Annotated in this window: 27 protein-coding genes; 13 read left to right on the top strand and 14 right to left on the bottom strand. The window is 56.2% G+C overall.

Annotated features, from left to right (window positions below):
• The first annotated feature begins 62 nt into the window (after positions 1–62).
• From ACR0CZ_RS10030 to ACR0CZ_RS09995, 8 genes are all read left to right on the top strand, one after another.
• Positions 63–950 (top strand): DMT family transporter, encoded by an 888-nt coding sequence (locus ACR0CZ_RS10030; protein WP_170393254.1) that lies wholly within the window; start codon positions 63–65, stop codon positions 948–950.
• Positions 951–1,087: 137 nt separating this feature from the next.
• Complete coding sequence (locus ACR0CZ_RS10025) at positions 1,088–2,314, top strand: OmpP1/FadL family transporter (RefSeq protein WP_170393255.1); 1,227 nt, start codon at positions 1,088–1,090, stop codon at positions 2,312–2,314.
• A gap of 97 nt (positions 2,315–2,411) precedes the next feature.
• A complete protein-coding gene (locus ACR0CZ_RS10020) occupies positions 2,412–3,308 on the top strand; it encodes a DMT family transporter (protein WP_170393704.1) in 897 nt (298 codons plus the stop codon).
• Positions 3,309–3,357: 49 nt separating this feature from the next.
• Positions 3,358–4,230, top strand: a complete 873-nt coding sequence (locus tag ACR0CZ_RS10015; RefSeq protein WP_170393256.1) for an ATPase — start codon at positions 3,358–3,360, stop codon at positions 4,228–4,230.
• 38 nt (positions 4,231–4,268) lie between these two features.
• Entirely contained in the window at positions 4,269–5,186 is a 918-nt protein-coding gene (gene metA / locus ACR0CZ_RS10010; protein ID WP_170393257.1) for a homoserine O-acetyltransferase MetA, read from the top strand.
• Positions 5,176–6,129: an alpha/beta fold hydrolase gene (locus tag ACR0CZ_RS10005; RefSeq protein WP_170393258.1), complete on the top strand. Its 954-nt coding sequence runs from the start codon at positions 5,176–5,178 to the stop codon at positions 6,127–6,129. The genes metA and ACR0CZ_RS10005 overlap by 11 nt, the downstream gene beginning before the upstream one ends.
• Positions 6,130–6,177: 48 nt before the next feature.
• Positions 6,178–7,047: a polyphosphate kinase 2 gene (gene ppk2 / locus ACR0CZ_RS10000; RefSeq protein WP_170393259.1), complete on the top strand. Its 870-nt coding sequence runs from the start codon at positions 6,178–6,180 to the stop codon at positions 7,045–7,047.
• Between the two features lie 83 nt (positions 7,048–7,130).
• The gene (locus ACR0CZ_RS09995) at positions 7,131–7,745 is read left to right on the top strand and encodes a TetR/AcrR family transcriptional regulator (protein WP_170393260.1); all 615 of its coding nucleotides are present in this window, start codon (positions 7,131–7,133) and stop codon (positions 7,743–7,745) included.
• Between the two features lie 11 nt (positions 7,746–7,756).
• On the opposite strand, the gene ACR0CZ_RS09990 is transcribed toward ACR0CZ_RS09995, so the two are convergent.
• Positions 7,757–8,974 (bottom strand): tetratricopeptide repeat protein, encoded by a 1,218-nt coding sequence (locus ACR0CZ_RS09990; RefSeq protein ID WP_170393261.1) that lies wholly within the window; start codon positions 8,972–8,974, stop codon positions 7,757–7,759.
• A 239-nt stretch (positions 8,975–9,213) separates the two neighbouring features.
• Here ACR0CZ_RS09990 and ACR0CZ_RS09985 point away from each other — a divergent pair, with 239 nt between their 5' ends.
• The 5 genes from ACR0CZ_RS09985 to ACR0CZ_RS09965 all read left to right on the top strand — a co-directional run bounded on the left by ACR0CZ_RS09985 (position 9,214) and on the right by ACR0CZ_RS09965 (position 15,021).
• The gene (locus ACR0CZ_RS09985; RefSeq protein WP_170393262.1) at positions 9,214–9,492 is read left to right on the top strand and encodes a hypothetical protein; all 279 of its coding nucleotides are present in this window, start codon (positions 9,214–9,216) and stop codon (positions 9,490–9,492) included.
• Positions 9,489–11,129 (top strand): sulfatase-like hydrolase/transferase, encoded by a 1,641-nt coding sequence (locus tag ACR0CZ_RS09980; protein WP_170393263.1) that lies wholly within the window; start codon positions 9,489–9,491, stop codon positions 11,127–11,129. Before ACR0CZ_RS09985 ends, ACR0CZ_RS09980 begins: the two co-directional genes overlap by 4 nt.
• Positions 11,130–11,228: 99 nt before the next feature.
• Complete coding sequence (locus ACR0CZ_RS09975; protein WP_170393264.1) at positions 11,229–12,896, top strand: sulfatase-like hydrolase/transferase; 1,668 nt, start codon at positions 11,229–11,231, stop codon at positions 12,894–12,896.
• Between the two features lie 45 nt (positions 12,897–12,941).
• The gene (locus ACR0CZ_RS09970) at positions 12,942–14,186 is read left to right on the top strand and encodes a DUF3179 domain-containing (seleno)protein (RefSeq protein WP_170393265.1); all 1,245 of its coding nucleotides are present in this window, start codon (positions 12,942–12,944) and stop codon (positions 14,184–14,186) included.
• Between the two features lie 82 nt (positions 14,187–14,268).
• Positions 14,269–15,021 carry an outer membrane protein gene (locus tag ACR0CZ_RS09965; RefSeq protein ID WP_480503191.1) on the top strand — a complete coding sequence of 251 codons (753 nt, stop codon included), beginning with the start codon at positions 14,269–14,271 and terminating at the stop codon, positions 15,019–15,021.
• A 7-nt stretch (positions 15,022–15,028) separates the two neighbouring features.
• On the opposite strand, the gene ACR0CZ_RS09960 is transcribed toward ACR0CZ_RS09965, so the two are convergent.
• From ACR0CZ_RS09960 to ACR0CZ_RS09900, 13 genes are all read right to left on the bottom strand, one after another.
• A complete protein-coding gene (locus ACR0CZ_RS09960; RefSeq protein WP_170393266.1) occupies positions 15,029–15,736 on the bottom strand; it encodes an ABC transporter ATP-binding protein in 708 nt (235 codons plus the stop codon).
• Positions 15,736–16,467 (bottom strand): ABC transporter ATP-binding protein, encoded by a 732-nt coding sequence (locus tag ACR0CZ_RS09955; RefSeq protein ID WP_170393267.1) that lies wholly within the window; start codon positions 16,465–16,467, stop codon positions 15,736–15,738. The genes ACR0CZ_RS09960 and ACR0CZ_RS09955 overlap by 1 nt, the downstream gene beginning before the upstream one ends.
• On the bottom strand, positions 16,464–17,411 hold the full coding sequence (locus ACR0CZ_RS09950) for a branched-chain amino acid ABC transporter permease (RefSeq protein ID WP_170393268.1): 948 nt from the start codon (positions 17,409–17,411) through the stop codon (positions 16,464–16,466). Before ACR0CZ_RS09950 ends, ACR0CZ_RS09955 begins: the two co-directional genes overlap by 4 nt.
• 2 nt (positions 17,412–17,413) lie before the next feature.
• The gene (locus tag ACR0CZ_RS09945; protein ID WP_170393269.1) at positions 17,414–18,265 is read right to left on the bottom strand and encodes a branched-chain amino acid ABC transporter permease; all 852 of its coding nucleotides are present in this window, start codon (positions 18,263–18,265) and stop codon (positions 17,414–17,416) included.
• Between the two features lie 65 nt (positions 18,266–18,330).
• Positions 18,331–19,611 (bottom strand): ABC transporter substrate-binding protein, encoded by a 1,281-nt coding sequence (locus tag ACR0CZ_RS09940; RefSeq protein ID WP_170393270.1) that lies wholly within the window; start codon positions 19,609–19,611, stop codon positions 18,331–18,333.
• A 96-nt stretch (positions 19,612–19,707) separates the two neighbouring features.
• Positions 19,708–20,118 (bottom strand): Rid family hydrolase, encoded by a 411-nt coding sequence (locus ACR0CZ_RS09935; RefSeq protein ID WP_480438485.1) that lies wholly within the window; start codon positions 20,116–20,118, stop codon positions 19,708–19,710.
• Positions 20,115–21,296: a malate dehydrogenase gene (locus tag ACR0CZ_RS09930; protein ID WP_170393271.1), complete on the bottom strand. Its 1,182-nt coding sequence runs from the start codon at positions 21,294–21,296 to the stop codon at positions 20,115–20,117. Before ACR0CZ_RS09930 ends, ACR0CZ_RS09935 begins: the two co-directional genes overlap by 4 nt.
• Entirely contained in the window at positions 21,296–21,919 is a 624-nt protein-coding gene (locus tag ACR0CZ_RS09925) for a BMC domain-containing protein (protein WP_170393272.1), read from the bottom strand. Before ACR0CZ_RS09925 ends, ACR0CZ_RS09930 begins: the two co-directional genes overlap by 1 nt.
• The gene (locus tag ACR0CZ_RS09920; protein WP_170465420.1) at positions 21,916–23,295 is read right to left on the bottom strand and encodes an aldehyde dehydrogenase family protein; all 1,380 of its coding nucleotides are present in this window, start codon (positions 23,293–23,295) and stop codon (positions 21,916–21,918) included. The genes ACR0CZ_RS09925 and ACR0CZ_RS09920 overlap by 4 nt, the downstream gene beginning before the upstream one ends.
• The gene (locus ACR0CZ_RS09915) at positions 23,295–24,479 is read right to left on the bottom strand and encodes a hypothetical protein (RefSeq protein WP_170465422.1); all 1,185 of its coding nucleotides are present in this window, start codon (positions 24,477–24,479) and stop codon (positions 23,295–23,297) included. The genes ACR0CZ_RS09920 and ACR0CZ_RS09915 overlap by 1 nt, the downstream gene beginning before the upstream one ends.
• Positions 24,480–24,502: 23 nt before the next feature.
• Entirely contained in the window at positions 24,503–24,811 is a 309-nt protein-coding gene (locus ACR0CZ_RS09910) for a BMC domain-containing protein (protein WP_170393275.1), read from the bottom strand.
• A gap of 43 nt (positions 24,812–24,854) precedes the next feature.
• On the bottom strand, positions 24,855–25,121 hold the full coding sequence (locus ACR0CZ_RS09905; protein WP_170393276.1) for a EutN/CcmL family microcompartment protein: 267 nt from the start codon (positions 25,119–25,121) through the stop codon (positions 24,855–24,857).
• Positions 25,121–26,413 carry a glutamine synthetase family protein gene (locus ACR0CZ_RS09900; RefSeq protein ID WP_170465424.1) on the bottom strand — a complete coding sequence of 431 codons (1,293 nt, stop codon included), beginning with the start codon at positions 26,411–26,413 and terminating at the stop codon, positions 25,121–25,123. Before ACR0CZ_RS09900 ends, ACR0CZ_RS09905 begins: the two co-directional genes overlap by 1 nt.
• Positions 26,414–26,457: the final 44 nt, after the last annotated feature.

Genomic DNA, 26,457 nt, shown 5'->3' with positions numbered 1-26,457 from the left:
GCTTCATCGGGTAAAACGCAATCTATTCAGCCCGTTGCACCACGGCACATGTAAGAGATCTCATGAACAGCAATAAAATGCAGATCGGTAAGGCGGCGCTGTGGATGACAGGGGCGATCGCCTCATTCACATCGATGGCCATTGCCGGCCGCGAGCTGAGCGTGACACACGACACCTTTGAGATCATGTTCTATCGCAGCCTAGTTGGTATCTGCGTGGTGGCAATCGTCCTCTCGGCTTCTCGCAAATGGCATCAGGTAACCACCAAACGTCTTGGTTTGCATGGTATTCGGAACGTGTTGCATTTCACCGGGCAGAACCTGTGGTTCTATGCAGTAACGGTGATCCCGTTGGCCCAGGTCTTTGCACTCGAATTCACTCAGCCCATCTGGGTGATCCTGCTGTCCCCACTGCTGCTGCACGAGAGGTTGACCGCTTTGCGTCTGACCGCAGCCCTGATCGGATTTGCCGGGATTCTCATTGTGGCCCGTCCAGGGGCCGCCACACTTAGTCCCGGCGTTATTGCTGCGGCCGCATCTGCGATTTTCTTCGCGTTAACAGCAATATCGACCAAATCCTTAACGCGCATAGCCAGCATCGGATGCATTATGTTCTGGCTTACTTTGATGCAGGCCGGTTTGGGTCTGGTTGCATCAGGTCTGGATGGGCAAATAACACTTCCAACCTTAACGACTGCGCCGCTTCTTTTGCTTGTCGGCTTGGCAGGCCTATTGGCCCACTACTGTATTACCAATGCCCTGGCCATCGCGCCTGCGACCGTGGTCGTGCCGTTTGATTTTGCACGCCTTCCGACCATCGCGATCCTCGGGATGGTCCTTTATCAGGAGCCGCTGGATCACTGGACGCTTCTGGGGGCCGTGGTGATCTTTGCCGGGATTTTCCTGAACGTTTGGTCCGAGAACCGTAGCAATTCAGCAACACCCGCATAGAGCTATTTTGCTGAATAACGCTCCGTCACCGGTTGACCCAATTTTAAAGTTTAAGACAGTAAAAAGCGGTAACGAGGCCGAATACGCCCAATGAGGATGCGTATAACAGGCAATTTGGACAGTGTAGGGAGGAATATATGAAACGAGTGTTGTTGCACACATGCGCGTTGTGCATTGGGGCAACCGCGGCGCAGGCCGGCGGCCTAGACCGAAGTGGGCAAGGTGTTAACATCCTGTTCGAAGAGGGATCTGTCGTGCAGTTTCGGCTTGGGTATACAAAGCCGGATGTAAGCGGATCGATGGAGGATCAAATCCCGACCAGCCCGACGTTTGGGGAAACGATTGACTCGGGCAATGTCTCGAACAGCTTTTTCACGCCGCATCTGGCATACAAGACTTCTTTGACCGAAAAGCTCGACTTCGCGCTGGTTTATGACGAGCCGTTTGGCGCGGATATCGACTATTCTTCGGATTATCCCTTGTCGCAGAATGTCTTGGCTCTGGCAGGTCTTCCCGGAGCAACAACTGACGTGCTTCGCGCAAAAGCAGATACCGATGCGATCACGGCTTTGCTTCGCTACAAATTGGATGGTGGCTTCAGTGTTATCGGTGGTCTACGCGCCCAGCGTCTGAAAGCAAGTGTTTCAGTTCCGATCGCTGGTGCAAGCACAACACCATTCGCGTCCGGGGGATACCGCGTTGAAACCGATGCCGAGATCGATTTCGGTTACGTTGTTGGTGTTGCTTGGGAACGGCCAGATATCGCCGCACGGGTCGCTCTGACCTATAACTCGAAAATCACACATGATCTATCGCAGACCGAAGCGAACGATGCCATCACTGGAATTGTTCCACCTGGCATACCCGTCGTGGGTCGCGTCAGCGCTGATTCATCGACCGAGGTTGTGACGCCTCAATCGGTCAATCTCGATTTCCAGACAGGTGTCGCGCCAAAAACGCTGTTGTTTGGTTCGATCCGTTGGGTTGACTGGCCGCAAACCGTGTACGCACCGCCGGTCTATACTGGTCTGACCGGTATTAACCTGGTCGACTACGAAGAGGCGACATGGACCTACTCACTGGGTCTCGGCTATCAGTTCAGCGAAGAATTCTCTGGCGCGGTAACGCTGGGTTACGAGAGCTCTCAAGGGAACTCGGTCTCGAACCTAGGCCCGACGGATGGGTTCTGGAGTATCGGTCTGGGCGGCACTTACTCTCTTGAAAAGGCCAAGATTTCCGGTGGTGTACGCTATACGGATATTGGGGATGCCACTGCCAACGGTACTGGCCCCGATAACCGTGCCACGTTCACTGGCAACAGCGCATGGAGCGTTGGTATTCAGGTGACTTACGCGCTGAACTAAAGCAGATGCAAATGTGCATATTAAGCCCCGCCATCTCGGTGGGGCTTTTTCGCATGTTCCGGGTCGATATGCTGATTGAGAGATGCCAGAACAAGCCATGACTTCTCAGAAAACACTCACAGCTCGCACTTGGTCCGAATTGATACTGCTTGGTGTCATTTGGGGAATGTCATTCCTTGCGATCCGAATCGCACTTGATACGATTCCCGTCATAACATCAGTTTTCCACAGGGTTTTTTGGGCAGCGCTGGCGTTGTGGATCGTCATCATCTTTCAACGCCAACCGGTCCCGAGCGATCCGAAGGTCTGGGGTATTTTTCTGATCATGGGGCTGTTGAACAATGTCCTGCCATTCTCGCTTATGGCCTGGGGGCAGCTCTATGTCGAAACTGGGCTGACATCGATTCTGAACGCTGCCACCGCGATCTTCGGCGTCCTTTTAGCGGCCTTGTTTTTTCGCGACGAGAGGCTGACCAAAACCCGCCTCCTTGGCGTAGGGCTTGGGTTTCTGGGCGTTTCAATCACAATTGGCCTCAGACAGTTTAGCAACCTAAACCCAAGCAACCTGGGTCAGGTTGCGATCCTGGCTGGGACGCTTTCTTATGCGTTTGCAGCCATCTGGGCTCGCATCCACATGAGCACACTTCCACCTCAGATCGCCGCGGCAGGTATGTTGACCGGATCTGCGATCCTGATGACGCCTGTTATGTTGTTGGTCGATGGAGTTCCAACCTTCACCCTGCCCCTGCAAACCTGGCTGGCAATCGCCTATTACGCCCTGCTCGCTACGGCCGGGGCGTATCTGCTGTATTATCGCGTACTGCAACAAGCAGGCAGCGGCAATGTTCTGCTCGTAACGCTCATCATTCCTCCAATCGCAATACTAATGGGTGCTTTGGTACGCGATGAAGCTTTGCCACCACGTGCTTTTATCGGTTTTACGGTACTGGCGATCGGCTTGCTCATCCTCAGCCGATCTCGCCGACGCGATTGACGCCGCCAGCGGCCCGTTTTAGCTAGAGCAAAACAAGGGACGGCGGATTATGATCTACAACTCGGCAACGGACTGGCGTCAGGCTGCGCGAAAGAAGGTGTTGTTCTTCGGTATGTCCGGGTTGGGAAAATCCTATGTCTCAAACACGCTGCGAGATGCCGGGGACTGGTTCCACTATTCAATCGATTACCGCATCGGCACCCGCTATATGGGCGAACATATCGCGGACAATGCCAAGGCTGAGGCGATGAAAGTACCCTTTCTCCGCGAGCTTTTGCTGTCGGATTCAATATATATCGGGTCGAACATCACGTTTCAGAACCTGACCCCGGTGTCGACTTATCTGGGCAAGCCGGGCAATCCCGATCTGGGCGGCCTTGAAATCTCGGAATATCAGCTGCGGCAAGACCAGTTTCGGCAGGCCGAAATCCATGCCCTGTTGGATACCAAGTATTTCATAGATCGGGCCAACCGTCTTTATAGCTATCCACACTTTATCTGCGATACCGGCGGGTCAATCTGCGAATGGGTAGAGCCTGACAATCCAAATGACCACATTCTGAGTGAATTGTCGCGCCAGACCCTGATGATCTGGATCAAGGGCGATGAAGCCCACACTGAAGAACTGATCAAACGCTTCGACAAGGCACCAAAGCCTATGTCCTATAAGGCCGAGTTCCTGCAGAGGGTTTGGGACGAATACCTCGCCCTCAACAAGTGTTCCGGCACCGAGGTTGATCCGGATGCATTCATCCGCTGGACCTATGCGCAAGCGCTGGCGCACCGGCAGCCACGCTATGAAGCGATGGCCCGAAATTGGGGCGTTACAATAGCAGCCGATGACATCGCCAAAGTGCGGGATAGTGGCGATTTCGATGAGTTGATCGAACGCACCCTTGAGACCCGCCCCAACCCCGCCTAAGTTCCAGACTTCCTTCGCAGTTTCAACAGCGTGACCAAATGCCGATCAAAATCCCCTCCGACCTGCCCGCCTTTGAAGTCCTGACAAATGAGGGCGTCATGGTCATGGCTGATGATCAGGCCGCACGGCAGGATATTCGCCCCCTTCGGATCGGGCTTTTGAACCTGATGCCAAAGAAGATACAGACCGAAAACCAGTTCGCACGCCTGATCGGAGCGACCCCGCTGCAGATTGAGCTATCGCTGATCCGCATGACGGAACACCAGACAAAGAATACCGCCGCCGAGCATATGGCCGAGTTCTACCATCCTTTTCAGGAGGTGAAGGACCAGAAGTTCGACGGCCTGATCATAACCGGTGCACCAATCGAACATCTGGATTTCGCTGACGTCACCTATTGGGATGAAATCCGCGAAGTGTTCGAGTGGACCCAGACCAATGTGCATTCCACATTTGGCGTATGCTGGGGTGGTATGGCGATGATCAACCATTTCCACGACGTTGAAAAACACATGCTGGATGCGAAGGCCTTTGGCTGCTTCCGGCACCGGAACCTTGCACCCGCGTCTCCATTTTTGCGTGGTTTTTCTGATGATTGCGTGATACCCGTTAGCCGCTGGACCGAGATGCGGCAATACGAGATCGATGCGGTTCCTGATCTGATCACCCTGCTTGGCAGTGATGATGTCGGCCCCTGCCTGATCGAAGATCCCGTGCATCGGGCGCTCTATATCTTCAATCACTTTGAGTATGACAGCGATACGCTTAAACAGGAATATGACCGGGACATCGCAAATAACACGCCGATTAATGTGCCTATCAACTACTATCCCGACGATGATCCAAGCCAGAACCCTCAGAACAGGTGGCGCAGTCACGCGCATCTGCTTTATGGTAACTGGATCAATGAAATTTACCAGACAACCCCGTTTGATATGAGTAAAATTGGCCAGTAAGCTTTTGATATCGCTCAGCGTTGCGCTTGTGGGTCTCGCCCTTGTGACCGCATGGCGCAGCGCGCAGCGTGAAAGCAGCGCCGAGGCTTCGTTTCCGCCAGAAGGCCAGATCGTCGAAGTCGATGGTGTTGCAGTTCATGCCGTCGTGATGGGAGAAGGGCCGGATGTGGTGTTGATCCACGGATCCAGTGGAAATACGCGCGACATGACTTTTGCGCTGGCCCCAATTCTGGCCGAGACCTATCGCGTCATCGTCTTTGACCGCCCGGGTCTTGGATACTCAGATAGCTTTAACCCCAATGGCGAAACCATTGTCGAACAAGCGGAAATCCTACAACGGGCCGCATCGAAACTAGGCGCAGAAAAACCGATCGTCGCCGGGCAAAGCTATGGCGGTTCGGTTTCGCTTGCCTGGGCTGTCACCCGGCCCGACAACATCGCAGCTTTGGTCCTGATCGCTCCGGCGGCGATCCCGTGGGAAACACCTCTGGACGCGTTCAACACTATTGGTGCGACGACAGCGGGCAACGCCCTTGCTTTGCCTTTGGTCAGCGCATTTGTTCCTGACTGGTTTGTTACGAAGGCGTTGGACCAGGTGTTTGCACCGCAAAAAGCCCCCGAAGGATATGCCGAGCATTTCGGGCCGGGCTTGACCATGCGCCAGTCTTCGATGCACGCAAATGCCAAACAGCGTGCAAATCTGCTGGATGAAATCACCGAGCTTCAACCCCGCTATGGCGAGATCTCCGTGCCAACCGAAATTGTCCACGGTACCGCGGATACGACTGTCGGGCTGGGCTGGCATTCCGAGCGCCTGATCGAACAAATCCCTGGCGCTGAGCTGATCGAATTGGACGGCATAGGACACATGCCGCAGGTTGTGGCCGCCCCAGAGGTTGCCGCCGCAATCAACCGCGCAGCCGAGCGCGCGGGTTTGCGTTAAGCCCATCCGTAATTCATAGTAAGATATGGATTTTATTGCGAGGCGTGCATGACCCAATCAGACCCGGACACTATCGAGAACTATTTTCACAACCACGCCCCAAAACCCATACGCTCGGCTATTGAAGAGGCCAAGAAGGGTGAAATTCTGAACCCGACCTACCCCTACTCCAAAAAGCTTAAAGGCAAGGAATACGATCAGCAGATGGAAGGTCTGCAGATTGAGCTGGTCAAGATGCAGCGATGGGTCAAGGAGAACGACCAGCGCATCGCTATCCTGTTCGAGGGCCGTGACGCCGCTGGCAAAGGCGGAACCATCAAAAGGTTCCGCGAGAATTTGAACCCAAGGGGCGCGCGGAACGTGGCGCTTAGCAAACCCTCGGACGCAGAACGCAGCCAATGGTATTTCCAACGCTATATCTCTCATCTCCCATCGGCTGGTGAAATCGTGTTTTTTGATCGCAGTTGGTATAATCGGGGCGTTGTCGAAAATGTCTTTGGCTTCTGCACGACGGAAGAGCGTGAACGTTTTTTCAGGCAGGTCCTGCCCTTGGAAACCGGGTTTAGCAACGATGGCATACATATCTTCAAGTTCTGGCTGAATGTCGGGCGCGCCGAGCAGCTTAACCGCTTTCTTGCCCGCGAAACCGACCCTCTGAAGCAGTGGAAACTCAGCCCGATCGACATCGCAGGCCTACACAAATGGGACGAATACAGCCAGTCGATTACCGAAACCCTTACACGAAGCCATTCCGAAAACTGCCCTTGGACGATCATTCGATCAGATGACAAGAAACGCGCCCGGCTGGCAGCCATTCGCACCGTGCTAAGCCAACTCGACTACGAAGGCAAAAACCTGGAAGTGGTGGGCATGCCGGATGAAAAGATCAGTGGTGGTCCGGAAATCTGGGATGCATAAGCTAATTGCAGCACTCTGCTCAGCCTATGCTGGATTAGGCCCTAGCCGCTGCATATATATAATAAAACGCGCCTGAGGCCGGGATGACGAAACGCGGATATCACCACGGAAACCTAAAGCAAGCCTTGATGGAGGCCGCCTTATCCCTGATCGAACAGAAGGGACCGACCGGTTTTACATTGTCAGAGGCCGCAAAGACCGCTGGGGTCACTCCTGCCGCCGTTTATCGCCATTTCGAAGGGCGTGAGGACCTGATCGCCGAGGCTGCGCGGCAGGGGTTTGAGATGTTCGCCGACCTGATGCAATTTGCCTATGACAAAGGGCAACCCTCGGCACTTGCGGCGTTTGAGGCCACGGGCCGCGCCTATCTGGCCTTTGCCCGCAAGCACCCCGGCTATTATATTGCGATGTTCGAAAGCGGGATTTCAATCAATCGTACACCGGAACTGGCGCTGGCCGCGAACCGGGCCAAAAACGTGCTTGAAAAGGCCGCCAGCGATCTGTCGCAGCATATTCCGCCGGAGAAGCGTCCGCCCGCTTCGATGTTCAGCGCCCATATCTGGGCCATGAGCCATGGTGTTGTCGAACTTTTCGCACGCAATACCGGCGCAAGTTCCCCCTTCCCGCCTGAAGACCTTCTGGAGAGCGGAATTGGAATCTATCTGCGCGGTTTGGGTCTGGTCGCACAGGACGAATAAGACCCTGCCAGTCAATCACTTTCGCGGGCGGTCCCGCCGTCGATCAATGGGACTCCCGCTGCCCTCACGCCTGCAATAAGCGCATCAACCGGTTGCGACTCTTTGAATACGCGGCGTTTCAGGGCCTCCAGCGGAAAACCAGGCCAAGTTTTCTGGTAAACATTGGCGAGACGCCGTGCCTCGACTTGTTCGCCATTGTTCCAATGCGCGGCCATCAGATAGGCCGCTGATATCGGCCCAAATGGTCCTCCGCGCTCGATCGTGTCCTCGTAAGTTCGGATCGCCGCTGCATAGTCTCCGGTATGAAAATGCACAGACCCTAGTACATTGCCAAAGACAAGCCCGCCGCTGCGTTCCGCAAGCTCTTCATACCATTCAGATTGCGCCAGAATCCGCTCGAAATTCAGAGTATAGAGTGAAATAAGTGCATCGAACTCAGCGACATGCGGATCGGTGGGGGCCAGATCAACGGCTCTGCGAGACAGGGCCGATGCCCGATCGTAATTGCCCAGTGCAAATTCCAGCCAGGCCCGCGCCGAAAGCGCCCAGGCCTCATCAGGTGCGATATCCATCGCATGGGCGCTTTTTTCATCGGCAGACCTCAAATACTTTTCTGCATCCGGTTCAAAGAACAACAAAATGGCCAGCATGGTCTCGACCTGTGCCGCTCCGGCATAGCCGCAGAAAAAGAGTGGATCTCGTTCAATCGCCGTCTCAAAAATCAGCAAAGCCGGTTGCAGGCGCGATAGGTCAACGACGGGGAACATCACATCGCGGCCAGCACTACAAAGGTTTATCGCTTCTACCCGCGCGGGAGATACGTCATAAATCGCGCTTTGCCCTCGGCCCACAGCGCTGCGAGGCTCATTCTTTGAGTAATAGCCTGATACCCAGATGCCTAAGCCAATCAAAGCCAGAAAGAACGCGATGACCAACGCGCTTCGCCGAATGCCCTGTGGGTTCTGGGCTTGCGAACTCCCCAGCGTAAATTCGGGTGCATAGCTACCGACAGGCAGTGAAATCACCACGGGATCAGCTTCGCCATCACCTCCGTAGTAAGCTTTTAGCTTTCGCCTGACACGACCCGCATCAACGCGCACAACCCCTTCCCGCTTGGTCAAGTCGTCGGCGCTGTAGCCATAAACATCCATGGCAATGGTCTTGGCCCGGATCTCATCCGTGCGGCCCGCAAGCGCTTCGGTCACGACATAGCTAAGAAAGGCCCGCATTCGGGCAGATCCTTTGAAGCCACCTGAGTTCAATACCCGCTCAAGAGCACTTCGCACCTCCTCATCCGAGAAAGAAAGCGCTGTGTCACGTTGTTTGTTATCCCCACGGGAAATCAAGAACTATCCTTTCATGACAATGGCTTGACCCCATGGTGCTACGGTAGCATGCGGCTTTATACGTTCAAGTCATATTCTAGGGAATGCATGCTTTATGAGCAATTTCCACGAAGGCAACGCGGATGGACGAAGAAGACTTCTTTGACGCACAATTCCCGGGAACCTCCGTTCTGCTGCGAAACATGCGCGCCCAAGACAGTGAGTTCGACCGCATTTGCCTCGACTATCAGGAGATGATGACCGAGCTGGCACAGTCTCCTCTTTCCGACACGGGCGTTCGCCCTCGGTACCTCGCGGATCTGGCGGAAACCGTTACTGATTTGCGAAGCTCTATCGAAGCAAAGCTGTCAGACGTTCCGGGTACGCCCGGGCATTTGGATCAAACGAAAGGCTTGAAATGACCCTGAAACACATTTTGCCCGCGCTAATCCTGACTGCAGCTTCGGCATATGCCCAACAGAACCCGATTATTCACGATGGTGAGTTCGAATTTCTGCGTGCCCAGTTCGGCGCAGTCTGGGATGCCCAGGACATTGAGATTGACGCGAAACTGGCCGAAATCCGCGACGCAAACGGGGGCAAACCACCCAATATCCTGTACATCCTGATCGACGACATCAGCTTTGGTCAGATGGGTGATCGCAAGATGAACTACGTCATGGGCATCGAAACGCCCAGCATCAACCAGTTCGCCACCGAAGGTTTGTCGCTGATGCGAATGTACACGGAACCCTCGTGCACGCCGACCCGCACGGCAATGCTAACGGGGCGACATCCGGTGCGTGCCGGTGTGACAGAAGTCAAAGTGGCTCTGGTAGGCGAAGGCCTTCCAGCCAGCGAGGTGACCCTGCCCGAGATCCTAAAAGAGGTTGGCTACAACACCGTGCATGTCGGCAAGTGGCACCAAGGTGATATCGAACAGGCCTACCCCCACAACCAAGGTTTCGATTGGGCCGCCTTCCCCCTGCATCAACAAGTTCAACTGAGCCTCATGACCCCCGAGGCGATGCGCGCGAATAACATGCTTGGATACGTGCCCGAGGGGCAGAACAATCAGTTTCTGCTGGATGAGCGTTTCAAACCCTACGGGCTGGTGACCGGTGTCGAGGCAGAAGCAGGCGGCACCGCTCGAGAGGTGGATATGTCACCGGGCGAGGTCTGGACCCAAGCCAAGTATGAAGCCATGAACGAGAGGTATCAGCGCCAGGCTCTTGAGCAATTGGAGCGTGCCGCAGCCGAGGAAGAACCGTTTTTCCTGCAATATTGGCCGCTCTACCCGCTGAATTTCGTTTATGCCGAGAACGCGATCTCTCGCAACGGCGGGTTTCATGCTGACAAACTGCAACTACTGGATGGCTGGATCGGTGACCTGCTGGTCAAGCTCGAAGAAACCGGAGAAGCCGACAACACGATTGTGGTTTTGATGGCCGACAATGGACTGATGTACCACTACGAAGGAACTTCGGGGCTCAATCAACTGATCTATCGTGGCGGTAAGACCCAACATCTGGAAGGTGGCGTACGCACGGATGCATTCATTCGCTGGCCCGGAGTAATCGAGGCTGACAGCGCCGCCGGAGATATCTTTCATGTGTCTGATATCTATACCACAATGGCTCGGATCGCAGGCGCGACTGATCATATCCCGCGCGACCGCATCATCGATGGTGTCGATCAGACCGCCCTGCTGCTGAACGGTGAAGGCAACGGTCGCCGCGATTATGTATATGTCTATGAAGGCCCGGTTTTGCGCTCGGTGGTCAAGCAGGAATTCAAAATGCACCTGCCCGCGCCCGGCCAACCCGGAGCGGCGGCCCCGACCTTCAACATCTATCGTGATCCACGCGAACTGCACCCTTTGGTCGGTTACTCACTTTGGGCCGGAGCGTCGTTTCAGGACATGATCAAACGCCATCAGAAGATGATCGCGAAACATCCACATTCCGAAATCGGGCGCGGCATCCCCTACGAGGGCATCGACAACCTGCGTCCGGAATCTGAACTGGCTCGCGATGTGTTCACGAGCTGGCAGCAGTGAAGGCTACAGAAATTCCTGTTTAAATATGATAATGTTTTAATGTGAAATCAGCGGCAGGAGTGTTTGCGTTCCGCCCAGTACATGATCGGGGGATATCGAATGAAGATTTCAGGGGTATTGGTTTTATTCGCCAGCCTTGCCGCGCGCAGCACGTTCGCGCAAGAAAACCCAATCCAACACGATGCCGAATTCTATATCTTGCAAGCACAGCGCGCAGAGCAATGGGCCCAGGATGATATGGCTGTGGATGAAGCCCTGGCTGCATTTCGCGAAGGCAACAACGGTAAGCCACCGAACATCATCAGCGTTCTGATCGATGATCTGGGATTCGGCGACATGGGGATACCCGAGTTGAACGCCGTTCGGGGTTACTCGACGCCGAATATCAACGATTTCTCCGACGACGCGATGCGCATGGTTCGGATGTATACCGAACCCTCTTGCACCCCTACTCGCGTCGCCCAAATGACGGGGCGGCTGCCTGTACGCATGGGAATGGGTGATACCACCGTTGATATTGCCGGCTTTGGCCTGCCGGGGGCAGAAGTGACATTGGCCGAAGTGCTGAAACAGGTTGGCTACGCAACCAGCCATGTTGGCAAGTGGCACATGGGGGATATCGCGGAAAGTTGGGCGATGAACCAAGGCTTTGACTATGCGCAACACGCAATTCACCAGCAGGGTCAGCTGACGATCTTTAATGATGATGCAATCAAAGAGCAGGTCTCGGTCGCGATCAGAGATTATGATGACAAATACACGCTGGACGGTTGGTTCAGGCCGGACGCCTCAGCGATGATGACCGTCATCGAAGGCGAAACGGGCGGTCCAATTCGCGAAATTCGGATGGAGTCAGGTGAGCGCTGGAATGCGGCCAAATACGATGAGATGAACCAGGCCTTTCAGGACAAAACCTTGTCAGAGCTTGAACGTCTTGCCAGCGACGATACCCCCTTTTTCCTGCAGTATTGGCCGATGATCCCTCTGGATAATACCCGCGCCGGACGTTCTGGTCCCGAAAGCGCGAATGGCGGTCTCTATGTCGACAAGATGCAACTTTTGGATCAATGGCTGGGTGATTTGTTCGCCAGCATGGCAGAGTTGGGGGTCAGCGAGAATACCATCGTCATCGTTATGGGGGACAACGGCCACTTTACCAAATACGCCCCGCAATCGGGCTATACTCCGATGATATATGCTGGTGGCAAAGGGGATACGACCGAGGGCGGCGTTCGGGTAGACGCCTTTATTCGCTGGCCGGGGATGATTCAGGCAGATGGTTTGCTGAACAGTATCATTCACGTCTCAGACCTTTATACAACGCTCTCACGTTTTGCGGGGGCCGAGCAATACATCCCGCGAGATCGTCTGGTGGATGGCGTCGATCAATCCGCAGCGCTATTGTTTGCGGACGAAGCCAAAGCGCGCAGAGATCACGTGATCATCTATTCGGTGAACAAACCCGAGGCGATCGTTAAGGACCAGCTTAAGCTCAAACTGCCGGGAGCCGGGGAAAGCGCCATTCTGGCAAAGTTCTTTGATCTCTACCGGGACACGCGCGAGGAATATTCAGTCTCGACCGAGGTTGGCGCCTGGGGTGGGCAGGAATTCGCACGCATCCTTGGCCGACACATGGCCCGCAAAGAGAAATTCCCCGACACGCCGCCCGCGTATGGCGTGCCCTATGAAGGGATCGAGAACCTGCGACCCGAAACCCAACAAGCGGTCGAGGCTTTCCTGATCAAAAGCCAATCCCCGCAGCAATAGCACGGTGTCGCCGTCGTCATTCACTCAAGTTTCTAGGATCATCACATGCTTGGATTACTCCTATTCGCACTGGGTTTAATCGGATCACTTGGGATCGGGTTCGTCTATTTCCGTGATTTGGGCGACGTGTCCCAGATGCTGTTGAAGGTAAAGCGCGAGAATATGGTGCGTTTCATCCGCAATGAATACCGCTTGATTGCGATCGGGTTGGGCGCATTTGCTCTCGCAACGCTCGCGCATTTCGCCCTGGGAGCCGGGCCGTTCTGGCTTTGGCTCATTGCCGCTTTACTTGTTCTACTTCTCTATGGCTTTCCCTATGTCTGGGTTCATCTAGGTCTGAGGAATCAACTAAATGACGCGCAGTATTTTCCCATCGACGAGGCCCGCAAATATGTCGGGCCGACTGCCCCCGTAATGGTGATTGAGAATGACGGCCATGCCCGCGCCCATCCTGATGCACAAATCATGCGCCCACATTTGGCGGGCGACGACAAAGGGCTGGGCGGCGAAGACGTCGTGATGACCTATTGCGCCATGGCCAATCTCGGTCAGGGCTATGCGCCAAGCATCGAAGGCAAACGGCTGAACCTTGAGGTTCTCGCCCAGCATGGCAACAACCTGATCCTGCGGGACAACGATACTGGCGAGCCCATCCAGCACATATACGGTTTTCGCGAAGCGGATCGTGACACAAATGCACACGGTCTCGCGTGCCCTCTGCGGCCCGAAGCGCAGATGACACCCTGGCCAACCTATCGGATGACTTTCCGTGGATTTCAAAAGGCTTTCCCGGATGGAGAGGTGTTTTTGAACAAACCCTCCCCAAACCCCTTGCTGCGGCTGCTGGACATGATGACCGAGATCACGTTCGGCTGGGGCATTGGCCGCCAGCATCAGGAGGACGCTCCTGTTATGGACAACATGGATCGATCGGATGACCGATTACCCAACAAGACTTATGTCTGGGGGATCACAATCGGACAGGATGCCACCTGCTGGACCGACGATTTCGTTGTCGACAACGATTGGATCGTCAACGCGCGTGTCGGCGGGCGGGATATCGTCGTCAGCCTCGATCCAAAATTTGAAAGCTTGGGCGTTTGGTACAATGACAGCGGTCAACCCGTGACCCAATGTGACTTTTGGGGAATGTCTGATCAGGGCCAACTGCAACGGGTCGAAACCCTGCGCGCAGGCGTGTTCTGGCATGTCTGGTCCGAGTTTTTTCCCAGCACCGATATCAATCGTGTCGGTGACGGCGCAGGCAAATCCGAAGACGTGGCAGCATGAAAGAATGAACATTGCGCTTGGCTAGATTGGCATGAGGCGACAACGGAATTTCAATTCAAGGTTCTTGGCGGGAGACGGAAAAATGGATGTGACAGTAAAGTGGACAGGATTGGCGCTTGGCCTCGCAATGGCAGGTTCGATGGCACCAATGGCCTTGGCCCAACAGTCGGACTGGTCATATGAGGCCTCAATCTATCTTTTCATGCCGGAAACTGAGACCTCACTCAGCACACCGATGGGTACACTGGATGGCACCCTGAGTTTTTCCGATGCGTTGGACAATCTCGATTTTGCTTTCATGGCCGCGTTTGCCGCCACAAATGGCCGGTGGTCCCTGTTGGCCGACTATAACTATACCAATCTGTCTTTCAGCAGCGACACTCCCGGCCCTGCCAGCTCAGGCTTGGACACATCCTTTACCACGCAATTTCTCAGCGGCTATGTCGGCTATAGGGTCTACGAGGATCAAACCGCGAATGTGGATATTGTCGGTGGATTCAGGTGGTTCAGCACGGAAACCGACTTTGAATTGCAACCAGGCGCGGCCCCCGGCCGTCGAACAACGGTTAATTCAAGCTGGACCGATCCCGTGATCGGGGCCCGCGCACGCGTCAAGTTCTCGGACAAATGGTCAGGAACTGGGTTTGTAGACTATGGCGGCTTCCGAAGTGGCAGCGAGACATGGCAGGTTCTGCTGACAGCCGACTATGCGATTAATGATCGTTGGCTGATCCGCGGTGGATACCGCTATATCTCATTCGACCACGACATCGACGGAAACGATTTCAAGTTCGACCAATCCGGTCCAATGATTGGCGCGACTTACCGCTTTTGAGCGGCTTTTAGTGACCGCCAAAGTAAGCCTCGAGCAATCGCTTATCATTCCGCAACTCATCTGCGGTGCCTGATGTCTGCATGCGTCCTGACTCGAGCACGTAAATCCGGCTCGCCAGCGAAAGCGCGAAGTTGGCGTTTTGCTCGGTAATCACCACCGTCAGCCCGTATTCCTTGTTGAGCTTGCGCACCACCTCGGCGATTTCGTGACAGATTTTCGGGGCCAGACCAATCGTCGGTTCGTCGACGAGCAACAGCTCGGGGCTGGTCATCAGCGCGCGTCCGAACGAGACCATCTGACGTTCCCCGCCCGACTGGGTCGAGGTCTCCTGCCCTTCCCTCTCTTCGAGACGCGGGAACAGGCTGTGTACCATTGCCAGATTGCTCTGGATGTCTTCGCGGGCCGTGAAGGCACCGACCATTAGGTTGTCACGCACCGACATATAGGGAAACAGGTTGAAGCGTTCGGGCGCATAACCCACGCCATGTCGTACAATTTCGGAAGGCGTCCGACCGGCAAGGCTGTGCCCCCTGAGCCGGATATCGCCCTCGATTTTGACTAGCCCCATGATGCTGTCCAGCAAGGTCGATTTTCCAGCCCCATTTGGACCCACCACAGCGACAATCTCACCGGGTTGGACGGTGATCGAGATGTCGGTCAGCGCTTGCGCCTTGCCATAGAATGCCGACAGGTTTTCGATTTCCAGATACGACATTACGCGCCCCCCAGATACGAGGCCTGAACAGCCTTGTCGTTCATGACTTCGCTGAACGAGCCCTCGGCAATCATCGTGCCCCGTTCAATGGCGATCGCGCGGTCGACCAATGGCTCAAGCGCAGGCAAGTCATGGCTGACGATCAGAAAAGTCATCCCATCTTTGCGCATCGACTGAATGAGATCAGAGATTTGGGCGATCTCTCCTGTGGTGAGACCCGCAAACACTTCATCCAGCAGCATCACCTTGGGCGCGGTTGCCATTGTGCGCGCCATCTCAAGTTTACGCAGATCACCCATGGCCAGTTCTGTTGGCGCGCGTTTCAAATCCGCTTCTGTAAACCCGACGCTGAGCGCAAGCTCTCGCTCACGTTCTTTATCTGGGGGTGAGACGATCATCTGCCAGATATTGTCGGGCATTAGGCCAACCCGGATATTTTCGGCAACGCTCATATCACCAAACGGGCGTGGGATCTGATAGGTTCGGCTGACCCCGGCCCGAATGCGTTGTGGCGTCGACAGTGTCGAAATCTCCTGCCCGAACAGTTCGATCGTTCCGCCGTTTTGCCGCAACTCACCCATGATCTGGCTGAACACGGTCGTCTTGCCTGCCCCGTTGGGACCGATCAAGCCAAGCGACTCGCCCTCTTTGAGAGAGAACGAAAGATCATTCGTCGCGACTAATCCGCCGAAACGTTTTACCAGACCTGAAACCTGTAACGCCACGCTCATGTCGTCCGCCCCTTGCCCAGGCCTTTGAAACCACGCCGAACCAGCTCAACAATGCCTTTCGGCTGATACATATAGAGGAGCAGCGCTATGGCTCCGTAGACGAAATACCGTTCGGCGCCAGGAAGGACCGGTCGCAGATACTCCAACAGGAATGTCATGAAGAACGCGCCGATCATGGGGCCAATGATGGTCGAGGTTCCCCCCAGAAGTGCCGCAACGATGATTGTGAACAGGAAGTTAATATCAAACAACGCACGCGGCGCGAGCGATCCCAGATAGTGAACGTAGAAGGCACCACCCAAGCCCGCGATCATCGCACTTGTCAGAAAGGCAAAAGCTTTGAGGCGCGTGGTGCTGAGGCCCGAACCGCGCACACTTTCCTCGTTCATTCCGATGGCAGACAAGGCCGTACCTAGTCGCGTCTTCATCAAAAGCCACATGCTAACGGCGATCGCCAACATCAGCGTCGTGGACAGATAATACCCGTTCGCCGCGCCGCGCGTCAGAGTTTGAATACCCGACATGCCGCGTGTTCCGCCGGTCAGATCCGGGCGAATGACCTGAACCAGTTGGTAGAGCAACTCCATGAACGCCAGCGTGACGAGCGCAAAATAACTTCCACGGATACGCAGCGCTGGTAGCAGCACCAATAGGCCCGCGATCATGGTAACAAGTACGGCGATCGGGATCGAGATTTCGACAGCGACGTCAAAGCGCTTGGTCAGGATTGCCGTGGTGTAGGCCCCGATACCGATCAGGAATGGATGACCAAAGCTCACATAGCCTGTTCGGCCAGACAACACGTCCCAGCTGATAGCGAAGATCGCCAGGTAGTTGGCAAAGATCATCGTGCGCATCGTCCCGTTCGAGACGAATTGCGGAAGCAGGAACATTCCGACGATCAAGCCACCCCAGAGTGCAAAGTGAAACCAGCGTAGCCCCATCGTCACAGCTCCTCTCGGCCGAACAGGCCCTGCGGTCGCGTGACCAGCACCCCGATGATCAACAGCATCGTGAAAACACCGCGCAACTCAGGTGCAAGCGTCGCCACAACGATGACTTCGAGGAAGCCCACAATATGCGCCACCACCAAAGTGCCCAGGATCGATCCGATCCCGCCAACGATAACCACAGCCACCGAAATGATTAGCGGAGCCACCCACATGGATGGCGATAGCTGAGTGTAGCTGGCAAAGAAGACGCCTCCGATTGCGCCCAATGCGCCAGAGATACCCCAGGTGATCAGATTGATGCGATCCGGATCGATCCCGGAAATTGCAGCGCCTTTAGCATCCATCGACACCGCCTGCATCGCCCGTCCGGTATGTGTGAGCCGCACAAAGGCATAGAGCCCTAGCAGAATTGCCCAGCTAATAAGGGTTGCAATCAGGATGTTATACGTGACCGAGGCCCCGGCCACATTGATCACACCGGGGACAATCGGCAAAAGGATTTTGCTGCTGTCGCCAAAGACCAAAACGATCCCGGCCTGAATGACGACAGCAAGGATCAACGTCGAAATCTCGACAGCCACGTGATCCCCTTTGAGCGTTTTGACGATCAGGCGGTACTTCAGAACTCCCATCAAAACACCCAGCACAGCGGCAACGGCAACGCCCATGAGTTTTGGCATACCAAGTGACTGCGATATCCAGAAGTAAATGTAGCCGCCGACCATCAGATAGGCGCCATAGGCGAGATTCAGAACGCGGCCTATGCTGAAGATCAGCGTAAACCCCATTGCTATAAGCGCGTAGAGACCGCTGAGCAAAAGCCCCTGAATCAGTATCTGCAACATAAATGGATCCTTGGCTGCGGGTGCGCGCTGCCGCGCACCCGTTTCAAGCTAACGACGCGACCGGGTTACGGCTTGACCCAGCTGGGAAGCGTGAATTCGCCCGTCGCGTATTTCTCGGGGTACACAACTGCGGCAGTGCCGTCTTCATACCACTGAACAACGACCATTGACGGGGCCGCATCATCAAACGGCTCGGACAGATCAAAGCGAATGTTGTGAGGATAGGTGCGGCCTGTCACAGGCTCGACCTCATCATCGCCCCAGAAGGCGTAGCGCAGCCAAAGCTGACCATCCATCTCAAGAACCAGATCCTGCTTCTTCATTGCGTCGGCCCAGCCTTCGACATTGTCGAAGCCACCCGCCTCTTCCGCGGCAGCCATAGCCTGTTTCAGACCGTGGTAGGCGTTGAAACCATTGAAATGCGGCAGCAGTGGGCGGCTGTCATACTTGGCCTGATAGGTGTCGACAAAGGTCTGGCTTGCCGGGTCAAGTTTGAACCCTACAGACGGGATCGGTGACAGGGTCGAGATGCCGCCCCCGGCTCCGCCAGTGTCTTCCCAATATTCCATACCCAATGCAGCTACGTTCACCCCTGTCATCGCCATGGGCACCTGCAGTTTCACATATTGCGACGAGACTACCTGAGAATTTACGGATGAGACCTGGTAGATGAAATCCGCCCCAGTGTCCTGCGCACGGCTGAAGATCGGCGCAAAATCAACGGTGGCAACATCATAGGTGATGATGTCCTTGACCTCGATCCCCGCAACCGGCGCAAGCGCCTCGGTCACCAATCCTGTGATTGCCTCGCCAAACGCTGTATCCTCAGCCAGAATGACAACGGAGTCCCAACCCATCTTTTCCTTCAGAACATCCGCACCGAAATTGATATAAAGCGTGGCAAGCGCCTCGTCTGAGGCGATGTTCATGAAATATGGTGCCATGCTTTCGGGATCTTCGACCACCATGTCGATGATGCCGATATATGACGTCCATGTGTCCAGCGTCGGAATCCGGTATTCCTGCATTCGCGGCAGCCAGCCCAACGAAACATCATCGATAGAGCCTGAGATGATGAAATCTACTTCCTCGGTTTCCGCCAGATATTCATAGGCCCGCACACCTTCAGTCGGGTCCTGACCGGTATCGGCAGACACCAGAGTGATCTGTTCCCCCATAACGCCGCCATTCGCATTAAGCTCTTCAATCGCGATCTCTGCACCACGCAGCGTCGACAGACCGGTGTCTGAGGAAAGAGATCCAATAAAGCCCACCTTGATTTCAGCTGCGGCCGCCGAGGCCACAAGCGCGATACATGTTCCGCTGAGTAGCGCTGTCTTGATCATCACATTAGCTCCCTGTGTCTTATTGTGCCCTTCTTGTATTCTGTATACAGTACACAAGACGATAGTTCGATCAAATCCTTTCTTGGTGACTCATGTTCAGATTCCGCTGATTTCGCCGTTTTCGTCGTGAATTACCGCATCCACATCGATTTCCACCGTCAAACCGGGTTGCGTCAGCCCGGCTTGAACGGCTGTCAGAACAGGATCGATATGTTTGAATACCTCTCCGTGAACGCTCGCGAATTCACCCGCGCGCGACAGATCGGTCAGATATGCGCGGACCCGGCCTACATGGCGCATCTCGGCACCGACGGCCTTAAGCGCCTCTTCTATACGGGACAGAATGTATTTTGTCTGGGCGCCCACATCTCCTGGCGCATGAATACGCCCGCTGGGTTCGATCGCTGTGGTCCCTGCGACCCAAACGAAGGGACCGATGCGCTTTGCGCGGGAATAAGACGCAACTTCTTCGAACCGCCCGCCTGACTTCCAGATGCGGAGGGTCACAGGCCTAACCTCGATCGGATGGCATCCGCCGCTTTATGCAAGGCTGCTTGTTCTTGATCGGTCAGCCGCAACTCCTCGACTTCGACCAACCCGGAAGACCCCAGATGGGCAGGAACACCAAGCACAACCCCATCGATGCCATATTCCCCCTGCAACATGACCGAGACCGGAACCGGGCCGGTGCGTGCGCCCCGGATATGGTCGATCAACTCGATCGACGCGTGCGCCGGTGCTATGGTTGCGGAACCGGATTTCTTCAGGGCAACTACCTGCCCACCGCCGGTCACGGCGTCCTGAACGCAAGCCTCAATCTGATCAGGCGATAAAAACACATCCAATGCCCTGCCCTTAATTTTTGCCCGGCTTGGGATTGGCGCCATCTCGTCCCCGTGGCTTCCGAGCGTGAAGGCTTCGACATCAGCGGGCGCTACTCCCGCAGCCATAGCAAGGGCGTTGCGAAACCGGCTGCTGTCCAGAGTACCGGCCATGCCCAGCACTCTTTCACGAGGGAACCCGGTTGCGCGCAGCATTTCTACGGTCATTTCGTCAAGCGGATTGGTCACCACGATGACGATGGCATCAGGCGCAGCGGAGCGTATGGCCTCAGCGGCCTGGCGGATCACGCGCGCATTCACGTCGATCAGATCCGCGCGGCTCATACCTGGACGCCGGGCACGGCCTGCGGTCACCACAATCACTTCGGCCCCGGCTACAAGATCTAACGACTCGCCGCCGACGCACCGGGCGCGCGCTCCGGTGATGCCTGACGTGTGGTTCAGATCCAACGCCGTAGCAGCGGCCATTCCGGGCGCAATATCGATCAGCGCGATCTCATCCGCGATATCCTGCATCGCCGCCAGATGCGCCACATTGCCCCCGACGCCCCCTGCCCCGATCAAGGCAAGTTTGCCGAGCCTACGGGCCTTGCGTTTCGCACGCATCGGAGCAACCCATTTTGGCGAGCGGCGATACAACACCCGCTGCATTGAAATAGCAGCGTCTGTACGCGTTGGTTGTGGCTTTTCCAGCGGTCCGTCGACAAGCTTTATGCCAACACGCTCGGCAGTTTCGCGTGCCAAGGCCGTCACGATATCGTCGGGCAGGACTTCAAACACGATCCGACCGCGACGGCGGGCATCTTCGACCGCCTCTGAACCTATGACGCGCGGCGCTGCCATCAGTTGGCTTGCCCGTCCACCGCCTCTATCGCGCGGGTTGCGGCCTCGACGGCGGTCTTGACCGAGTTTTCAGACCCCGAGATGAACAGGCGGCCAAACCGCCCCACGGCGCGCACTTCGACAATATCGATCTCTGCCGCCTTCTCCGCTTCATTCGCGGCAATCGAGATATAGGCTGCCGGGGCACATTCGACGATGCCCAGCGTCTGCCCTGGAACGATCAGAGCCCCTTTGCGCCATTTGTTCAGCAGTTGCGCCTGATAGGGTTCGACGCTGGTGATAATCTGCGTGGAACTGATCGCCGGTTTCAACCGGTCAGACATTGTTGCGCCGAGCTCTGCCAGCATCGCATCGCGCGCAGCGGACACCTCCGCATTCGACGGAGACCGCAGGATAAAGAACCCGAACTCGCGCTCGACCATTTGTGTTGTCGCCTCAACCGAAGATGCCTTGAGCGCCCGGTCGATCAGCGAGAATACTCCGTTACCAGGCGCAAACTCTCCGATCAAAACCGTATCCCCGGACAAGGGCACCGACCCTTGCACCGTCGCACCGTTATAGGCGGCGAATTTTGGTTGCAGGTTGTCGATCTGCATCAGCGCCCGGATGGTAATCTCGCTCATGCGCCATACTCCTCGTAAATGTCGCGCCAGGGTCTGCTTTCGTAGGCTACCCGTTTGATGTTGATGAGATGCAGGGCCGTCACATTGTCCGAAGTGATCGAACCTGACCACGTGCCGGTGCCCAGCATGAAGGATGGTTCCAGATCAGTCGAATATCCCATACCGCCCATGATGCCCGGTGTATTCACCAGTACCCGACCCGTCGGCACGGTGGCAAAACGGGCCACGATCTCAGGGTCGTCCGAATGGATGACTGAGGAATGACCCCAGCCTTCGAACTTGGCGATGGATTGCGCCAGCTCGATCCCATGGTCTGTGGATTTCGCCGCGTAGAACGCCAGAACGGGGTTCAGCTTTTCTGCAGACAGCGGGCGCTGCCAACCTACTTCAGTTTCTTCCGAGACAAGGCACCGGGTGCGTGGTGGGATGGAAAAACCGGCAGCATCCGCCAGCGCTTGCGGGCTTTGCCCCACCTTCTCAGGGTCCATGGCCTGCACGCCTTTGAAGATCACCCCAGCAAGTCGATCCGCCTCGGCCGGAGTGCAGAAATAGGCACCTTTCAATTTAAGCTCGTGGCGCAAATCACGTGCGATTTCTGGGTCGGCAACGACGGCCTGCTCACTGACGCAGGCGGTCCCGTAGTCAAAGCTCTTCGACGTCACGATCATCTCGGCGACTTCCGCCAGATCGCGTGCTTTCGACTTGTGTACGTAACACGGCACGTTGCCCGCACCGACCGCGAGCGTGGGTTTGCCGCTGGAATACGCCGCTTTGACCATGGCCGGACCACCGGTTGCCATCACAACCGAGGTGCGGCGATGTTTCATCAACTCGGCTGTGCCCTGAATTGTCACGGAATCCAGACATTGGATTAGACCCTTGGGCGCACCCATTTGTTCAGCCACGCGCGCCATAATTCGCACCGTTTCGATGCCACAACTCACACCACGCGGATGCGGCGCACACACGATCGCATTGCCTGCCTTCACCGCAGAAAGCACTTTGTAGATGATCGTTGAAGTGGGGTTCGTCACCGGGATCAGAGCTGCCACAACGCCCATCGGTTCACCGAAGGCTGCGATCTTTGTCGCATCATCGCGCCAGAGCAACCCCAGCGTTGTCACATCTCTTAGATAATCCGCGACTGAAAGCGCGTTGAACAGGTTCTTGACGCGCTTGTCCGGCACATTCCCATATCCGGTTTCCTCGACGGCCATTTGCCCCAGCCGTTCGGCTTCGGGCTCGATGGCGCGCGCCATGGCGTCGACTATTGCGTCTACCTGCGCCGGGTCAGTGCCCAAAAAGGCGCGATAAGCCTCGAAAGCGCTATCTGCGGCACGCCGTGCGGCGGCGATTGATTTCAGATCTGCATCCATCAAGAAGCTCCGGTGACGATGGTGTCAAAGATACGGCGCGCTTGATCAACGTCGCCCGCTGAAACCCCTATGGCTTCGAGGCGCCGTCCAGCGGCAGCCACATCCGCCCCCAAAATTCGGTCGGACATCGCGATCAGGCTGTTCGTCAACGGGCTCGGGATACCCGCAAGCTCACCCGCTGAGACCAAAGGTACAAGCGAGCCCAACACCCCATCCCGCATCATACCGCGCGACGTTTGCTGATCCGGGATCGGACGCGCGCCCGAGCCACGTTCGGCGCCGGCAAAAGTGGATATCCACTGCCCTGTCTCCGGCAGATTACGAACTCCAAACGCAGCAGCAATGCGTCGCCGTTCGTCTGCAAGACCCTGAATGACCTCTGTCTGGTCCGGACCAATCAGAGACGCAAAGGTCTGGTTATCCTCAAGCGGAACACCACCCATTGGAATGTCAGGACCACCTGTCCGCATTGCGGCACCGCCGAGGATCAGCGCAGGTATCTCGACTGCGGCCGACAGATCGTTGAAGCCGCACGACAAAGCCGAGTCGACCGCCTGAACGTTGGACAAATAGGCGGACACGGCGTCCAGAACCTCTTCCCGACCGCGCGGCAAGGTTGCCGCAGCCATCGGTGCCGCCTGCGAAAGCGTCAAAGCTGCGCCCTCGGAACGGAACCAGTATGGCAGACCCTGAACCTCGACCAGCGTGACGTCCGCCGCGCAGCCTCCGATCCGCAATAGCCACGCTGTTTCCACAGCCCCCAGGGATCGTCCTGGCGCAAGGACCAAGATTTGCCCGTCGCTGAGGTGATCGGCCAGCACCATCGCATAAGTGCGCTGTTTGTGAAGCGGTCCGGTCAGGAATATCACCTGTGCATCGCGCACCGCTGCATCCAGCTCAGCGGTTGTGCGCACCGACGGCCCATCCCGATCGACTTGATAGGTCCCGACCGGACCTTCACCGCGAAGCGAGATGCCCGAGGACTGGGCCAACAGCGACAGTTCGGCCCCATAGGCCGAAAACAAGGTGACTTCAGCCCCTTCGGCAAGACAAAGAGCGGCCAACAGGCGTGCATCAGCCCCGCCACCCAACACCGATATTCGGTCGAGCTTGGGATGTTCAGGTGCACCCCGGGTTGAGCCACGTGTCGCTGCACGTGTGAATTCCTCGAAACCGGCTGACATAGCGTCTCCTCAAGACAGACGGATTAAGCCGCAGAGCCAGCACCAAGGCTGTCGATTATGGCCTCAAGTTCATCATGTGGGCGCGCGATCACGTGGACGGATACGACTTCACCAACTTTATTTGCCGCTGTCGCACCTGCATCCGCGGCGGCTTTGACTGCGCCGACTTCACCACGCACAAGGGTGGTGACTAGGCCTCCGCCAGCCTTGGTTTGGCCGACAATCGAAACGCTGGCCGCCTTGACCATCGCATCTGCCGCTTCGATCGCGCCGACCAGTCCGCGCGTTTCGATCATGCCCAGGGCCATTTGCCCCGCCACTGGTTTCGCCATTTTTAGTTCCTCCAAAGAAATTTAGATGTTTGGTGTTCTTGGTTCAGGTCGTGGACACGCGATCCACAATCGCGATGATCGCCAGATCGACGGGCGCGGTGGACAGACCGGCGGCCATACGCGCCGCCGAGCCGTTGACCAGCAGAACCGTATCCCCCACCCCGGCACCGCAGGTGTCGACGGCGACCCGCGCCGGTTCGATCACCTTGCCTTTGCTATCGACCAAATCCGTCACCAGCAGTTTCGTACCGACCAGTTTTGCGTCTTTGGCCGTGGCTGTGACGGTCCCGGCGACCTTGCCCAAATGCATCAGAAGGTCCTCAGGTAACGGTCCAACTCAACCGGAGTGACCTGTTGATTGAAGAATTCAAGCTCGCGCTCAGCCTGTTGCAGAACCAGCTCCCACAGCATTTCGCCCATGAGATCGCGAAGCCATTCGGATCCTCGCGCCAGTTCGATCGCCGTTGGCAAGTCGGTCGGGATCGGATCGCCGATCCCTTCTTCGTAACCGTTGCCGGTTGTCGGCTCTGACGGAGCCAGGCCCTGCTCGATCCCGTCGAGCCCCGCTGCAATCTCGGCCGCCAGCAGAAGGTAGGGATTGGCATCTGCACCAGCATCGCGTTTTTCCACGCGCACCGCGCTGTCGGATCCTTCAATGACCCGAATACCAACGGTTCGGTTGTCATAACCCCAGCTCGTGTTGATCGGGCAGAAAGTATAAGGCTGACGGCGTCGATAACCATTGACGGTGCCACTGCCACAGATTGCCGTTTCACACATGCGTTGTTGTAGCCCGGCGATGAAGGATTTGCCGGTATCGTTTATCTTGCCGTTATCGGCAAAGACATTCTTGCCGTCTTTCCAAAGCGAGTAATGTGTGTGGAAGCCGTTGCCGGACTGATCGAAGAACGGTTTTGGCATGAAGGTTGCCAGATAGCCGTGGGCGATGCCCAGCTGGCGGATCAGCGACTTAAACAAGACGACACGATCTGCCGCTGCCAACGCTTCGCCGTAACGGATATTTACCTCAATCTGACCCGCAGCGTATTCGGGGTTCGATTGCTCGATTGGGATACCGCACTCGTTGATCTGTTGACGGATCGGCCCAACGATGTGCTCCATCCGCGCAGCACGGCCCAGACCGTAGACCTGGATCCCGCTATCGCGCGGCTGTCCGGTCTCCGGATCCAGTAGATAGAATTCAAGTTCAGTACCGACATTGACCTCGAACCCCATTTCGCGGGCCCGTTCAACTTGACGCACCAACGCCTGACGCGGATCGATCGGAACAGGCTTGTGATCCATACCTTCCGCCCGACCAAAGCAAACAGCGACGCCTGGCTCCCACGGCACAGCGACGGGCTGGGTCATTGGGAAGACGTGCATATCGGGGTAGCCGTTGTCGAAATTGACATAAGGCGTATCCCAGACGTCGCACGTCATATCGATCGCCATCAATGCAATCGACAGCGCATTGCCGCTTTTGCAGACGTGGTCCCAGTGGCTGGCCGGAATGCGCTTGCCGCGCATGATGCCGTTGAGGTCACCCACACCAAGTATGACGGTGTGCGTGCCTTCGGGCAGATCAAATCCCGAATTCATTGATGCGCTCTCCCTGTTTTTTGGCTTTATAATTGTTGTATTCT

This window comes from Ruegeria sp. H9 (assembly GCF_056532915.1).
This window is presented reverse-complemented; position numbering and strand designations above follow the sequence as displayed.

Bases quoted from the DNA above. Each gene is read 5' to 3' on its own strand.
- ACR0CZ_RS09965 (WP_480503191.1), top strand. From the start codon at position 14,269: ATGGATGTGACAGTAAAGTGGACAGGATTGGCGCTTGGCCTCGCAATG.
- ACR0CZ_RS09900 (WP_170465424.1), bottom strand. From the start codon at position 26,413: ATGAATTCGGGATTTGATCTGCCCGAAGGCACGCACACCGTCATACTT.
- ACR0CZ_RS10030 (WP_170393254.1), top strand. From the start codon at position 63: ATGAACAGCAATAAAATGCAGATCGGTAAGGCGGCGCTGTGGATGACA.
- ACR0CZ_RS09940 (WP_170393270.1), bottom strand. From the start codon at position 19,611: ATGATCAAGACAGCGCTACTCAGCGGAACATGTATCGCGCTTGTGGCC.
- ACR0CZ_RS09995 (WP_170393260.1), top strand. From the start codon at position 7,131: ATGACGAAACGCGGATATCACCACGGAAACCTAAAGCAAGCCTTGATG.
- ACR0CZ_RS09985 (WP_170393262.1), top strand. From the start codon at position 9,214: ATGGACGAAGAAGACTTCTTTGACGCACAATTCCCGGGAACCTCCGTT.
- ACR0CZ_RS09930 (WP_170393271.1), bottom strand. From the start codon at position 21,296: ATGGCAGCGCCGCGCGTCATAGGTTCAGAGGCGGTCGAAGATGCCCGC.
- ACR0CZ_RS09990 (WP_170393261.1), bottom strand. From the start codon at position 8,974: ATGCGGGCCTTTCTTAGCTATGTCGTGACCGAAGCGCTTGCGGGCCGC.
- ACR0CZ_RS10025 (WP_170393255.1), top strand. From the start codon at position 1,088: ATGAAACGAGTGTTGTTGCACACATGCGCGTTGTGCATTGGGGCAACC.
- ACR0CZ_RS10020 (WP_170393704.1), top strand. From the start codon at position 2,412: ATGACTTCTCAGAAAACACTCACAGCTCGCACTTGGTCCGAATTGATA.
- ACR0CZ_RS09955 (WP_170393267.1), bottom strand. From the start codon at position 16,467: ATGAGCGTGGCGTTACAGGTTTCAGGTCTGGTAAAACGTTTCGGCGGA.
- ACR0CZ_RS09915 (WP_170465422.1), bottom strand. From the start codon at position 24,479: ATGTCAGCCGGTTTCGAGGAATTCACACGTGCAGCGACACGTGGCTCA.
- metA (WP_170393257.1), top strand. From the start codon at position 4,269: ATGCCGATCAAAATCCCCTCCGACCTGCCCGCCTTTGAAGTCCTGACA.
- ACR0CZ_RS09950 (WP_170393268.1), bottom strand. From the start codon at position 17,411: ATGGGGCTACGCTGGTTTCACTTTGCACTCTGGGGTGGCTTGATCGTC.
- ACR0CZ_RS09925 (WP_170393272.1), bottom strand. From the start codon at position 21,919: ATGAGCGAGATTACCATCCGGGCGCTGATGCAGATCGACAACCTGCAA.
- ACR0CZ_RS09960 (WP_170393266.1), bottom strand. From the start codon at position 15,736: ATGTCGTATCTGGAAATCGAAAACCTGTCGGCATTCTATGGCAAGGCG.
- ACR0CZ_RS09980 (WP_170393263.1), top strand. From the start codon at position 9,489: ATGACCCTGAAACACATTTTGCCCGCGCTAATCCTGACTGCAGCTTCG.
- ACR0CZ_RS10015 (WP_170393256.1), top strand. From the start codon at position 3,358: ATGATCTACAACTCGGCAACGGACTGGCGTCAGGCTGCGCGAAAGAAG.
- ACR0CZ_RS09910 (WP_170393275.1), bottom strand. From the start codon at position 24,811: ATGGCGAAACCAGTGGCGGGGCAAATGGCCCTGGGCATGATCGAAACG.
- ACR0CZ_RS09945 (WP_170393269.1), bottom strand. From the start codon at position 18,265: ATGTTGCAGATACTGATTCAGGGGCTTTTGCTCAGCGGTCTCTACGCG.
- ACR0CZ_RS09970 (WP_170393265.1), top strand. From the start codon at position 12,942: ATGCTTGGATTACTCCTATTCGCACTGGGTTTAATCGGATCACTTGGG.
- ACR0CZ_RS09905 (WP_170393276.1), bottom strand. From the start codon at position 25,121: ATGCATTTGGGCAAGGTCGCCGGGACCGTCACAGCCACGGCCAAAGAC.
- ppk2 (WP_170393259.1), top strand. From the start codon at position 6,178: ATGACCCAATCAGACCCGGACACTATCGAGAACTATTTTCACAACCAC.
- ACR0CZ_RS09975 (WP_170393264.1), top strand. From the start codon at position 11,229: ATGAAGATTTCAGGGGTATTGGTTTTATTCGCCAGCCTTGCCGCGCGC.
- ACR0CZ_RS09920 (WP_170465420.1), bottom strand. From the start codon at position 23,295: ATGGATGCAGATCTGAAATCAATCGCCGCCGCACGGCGTGCCGCAGAT.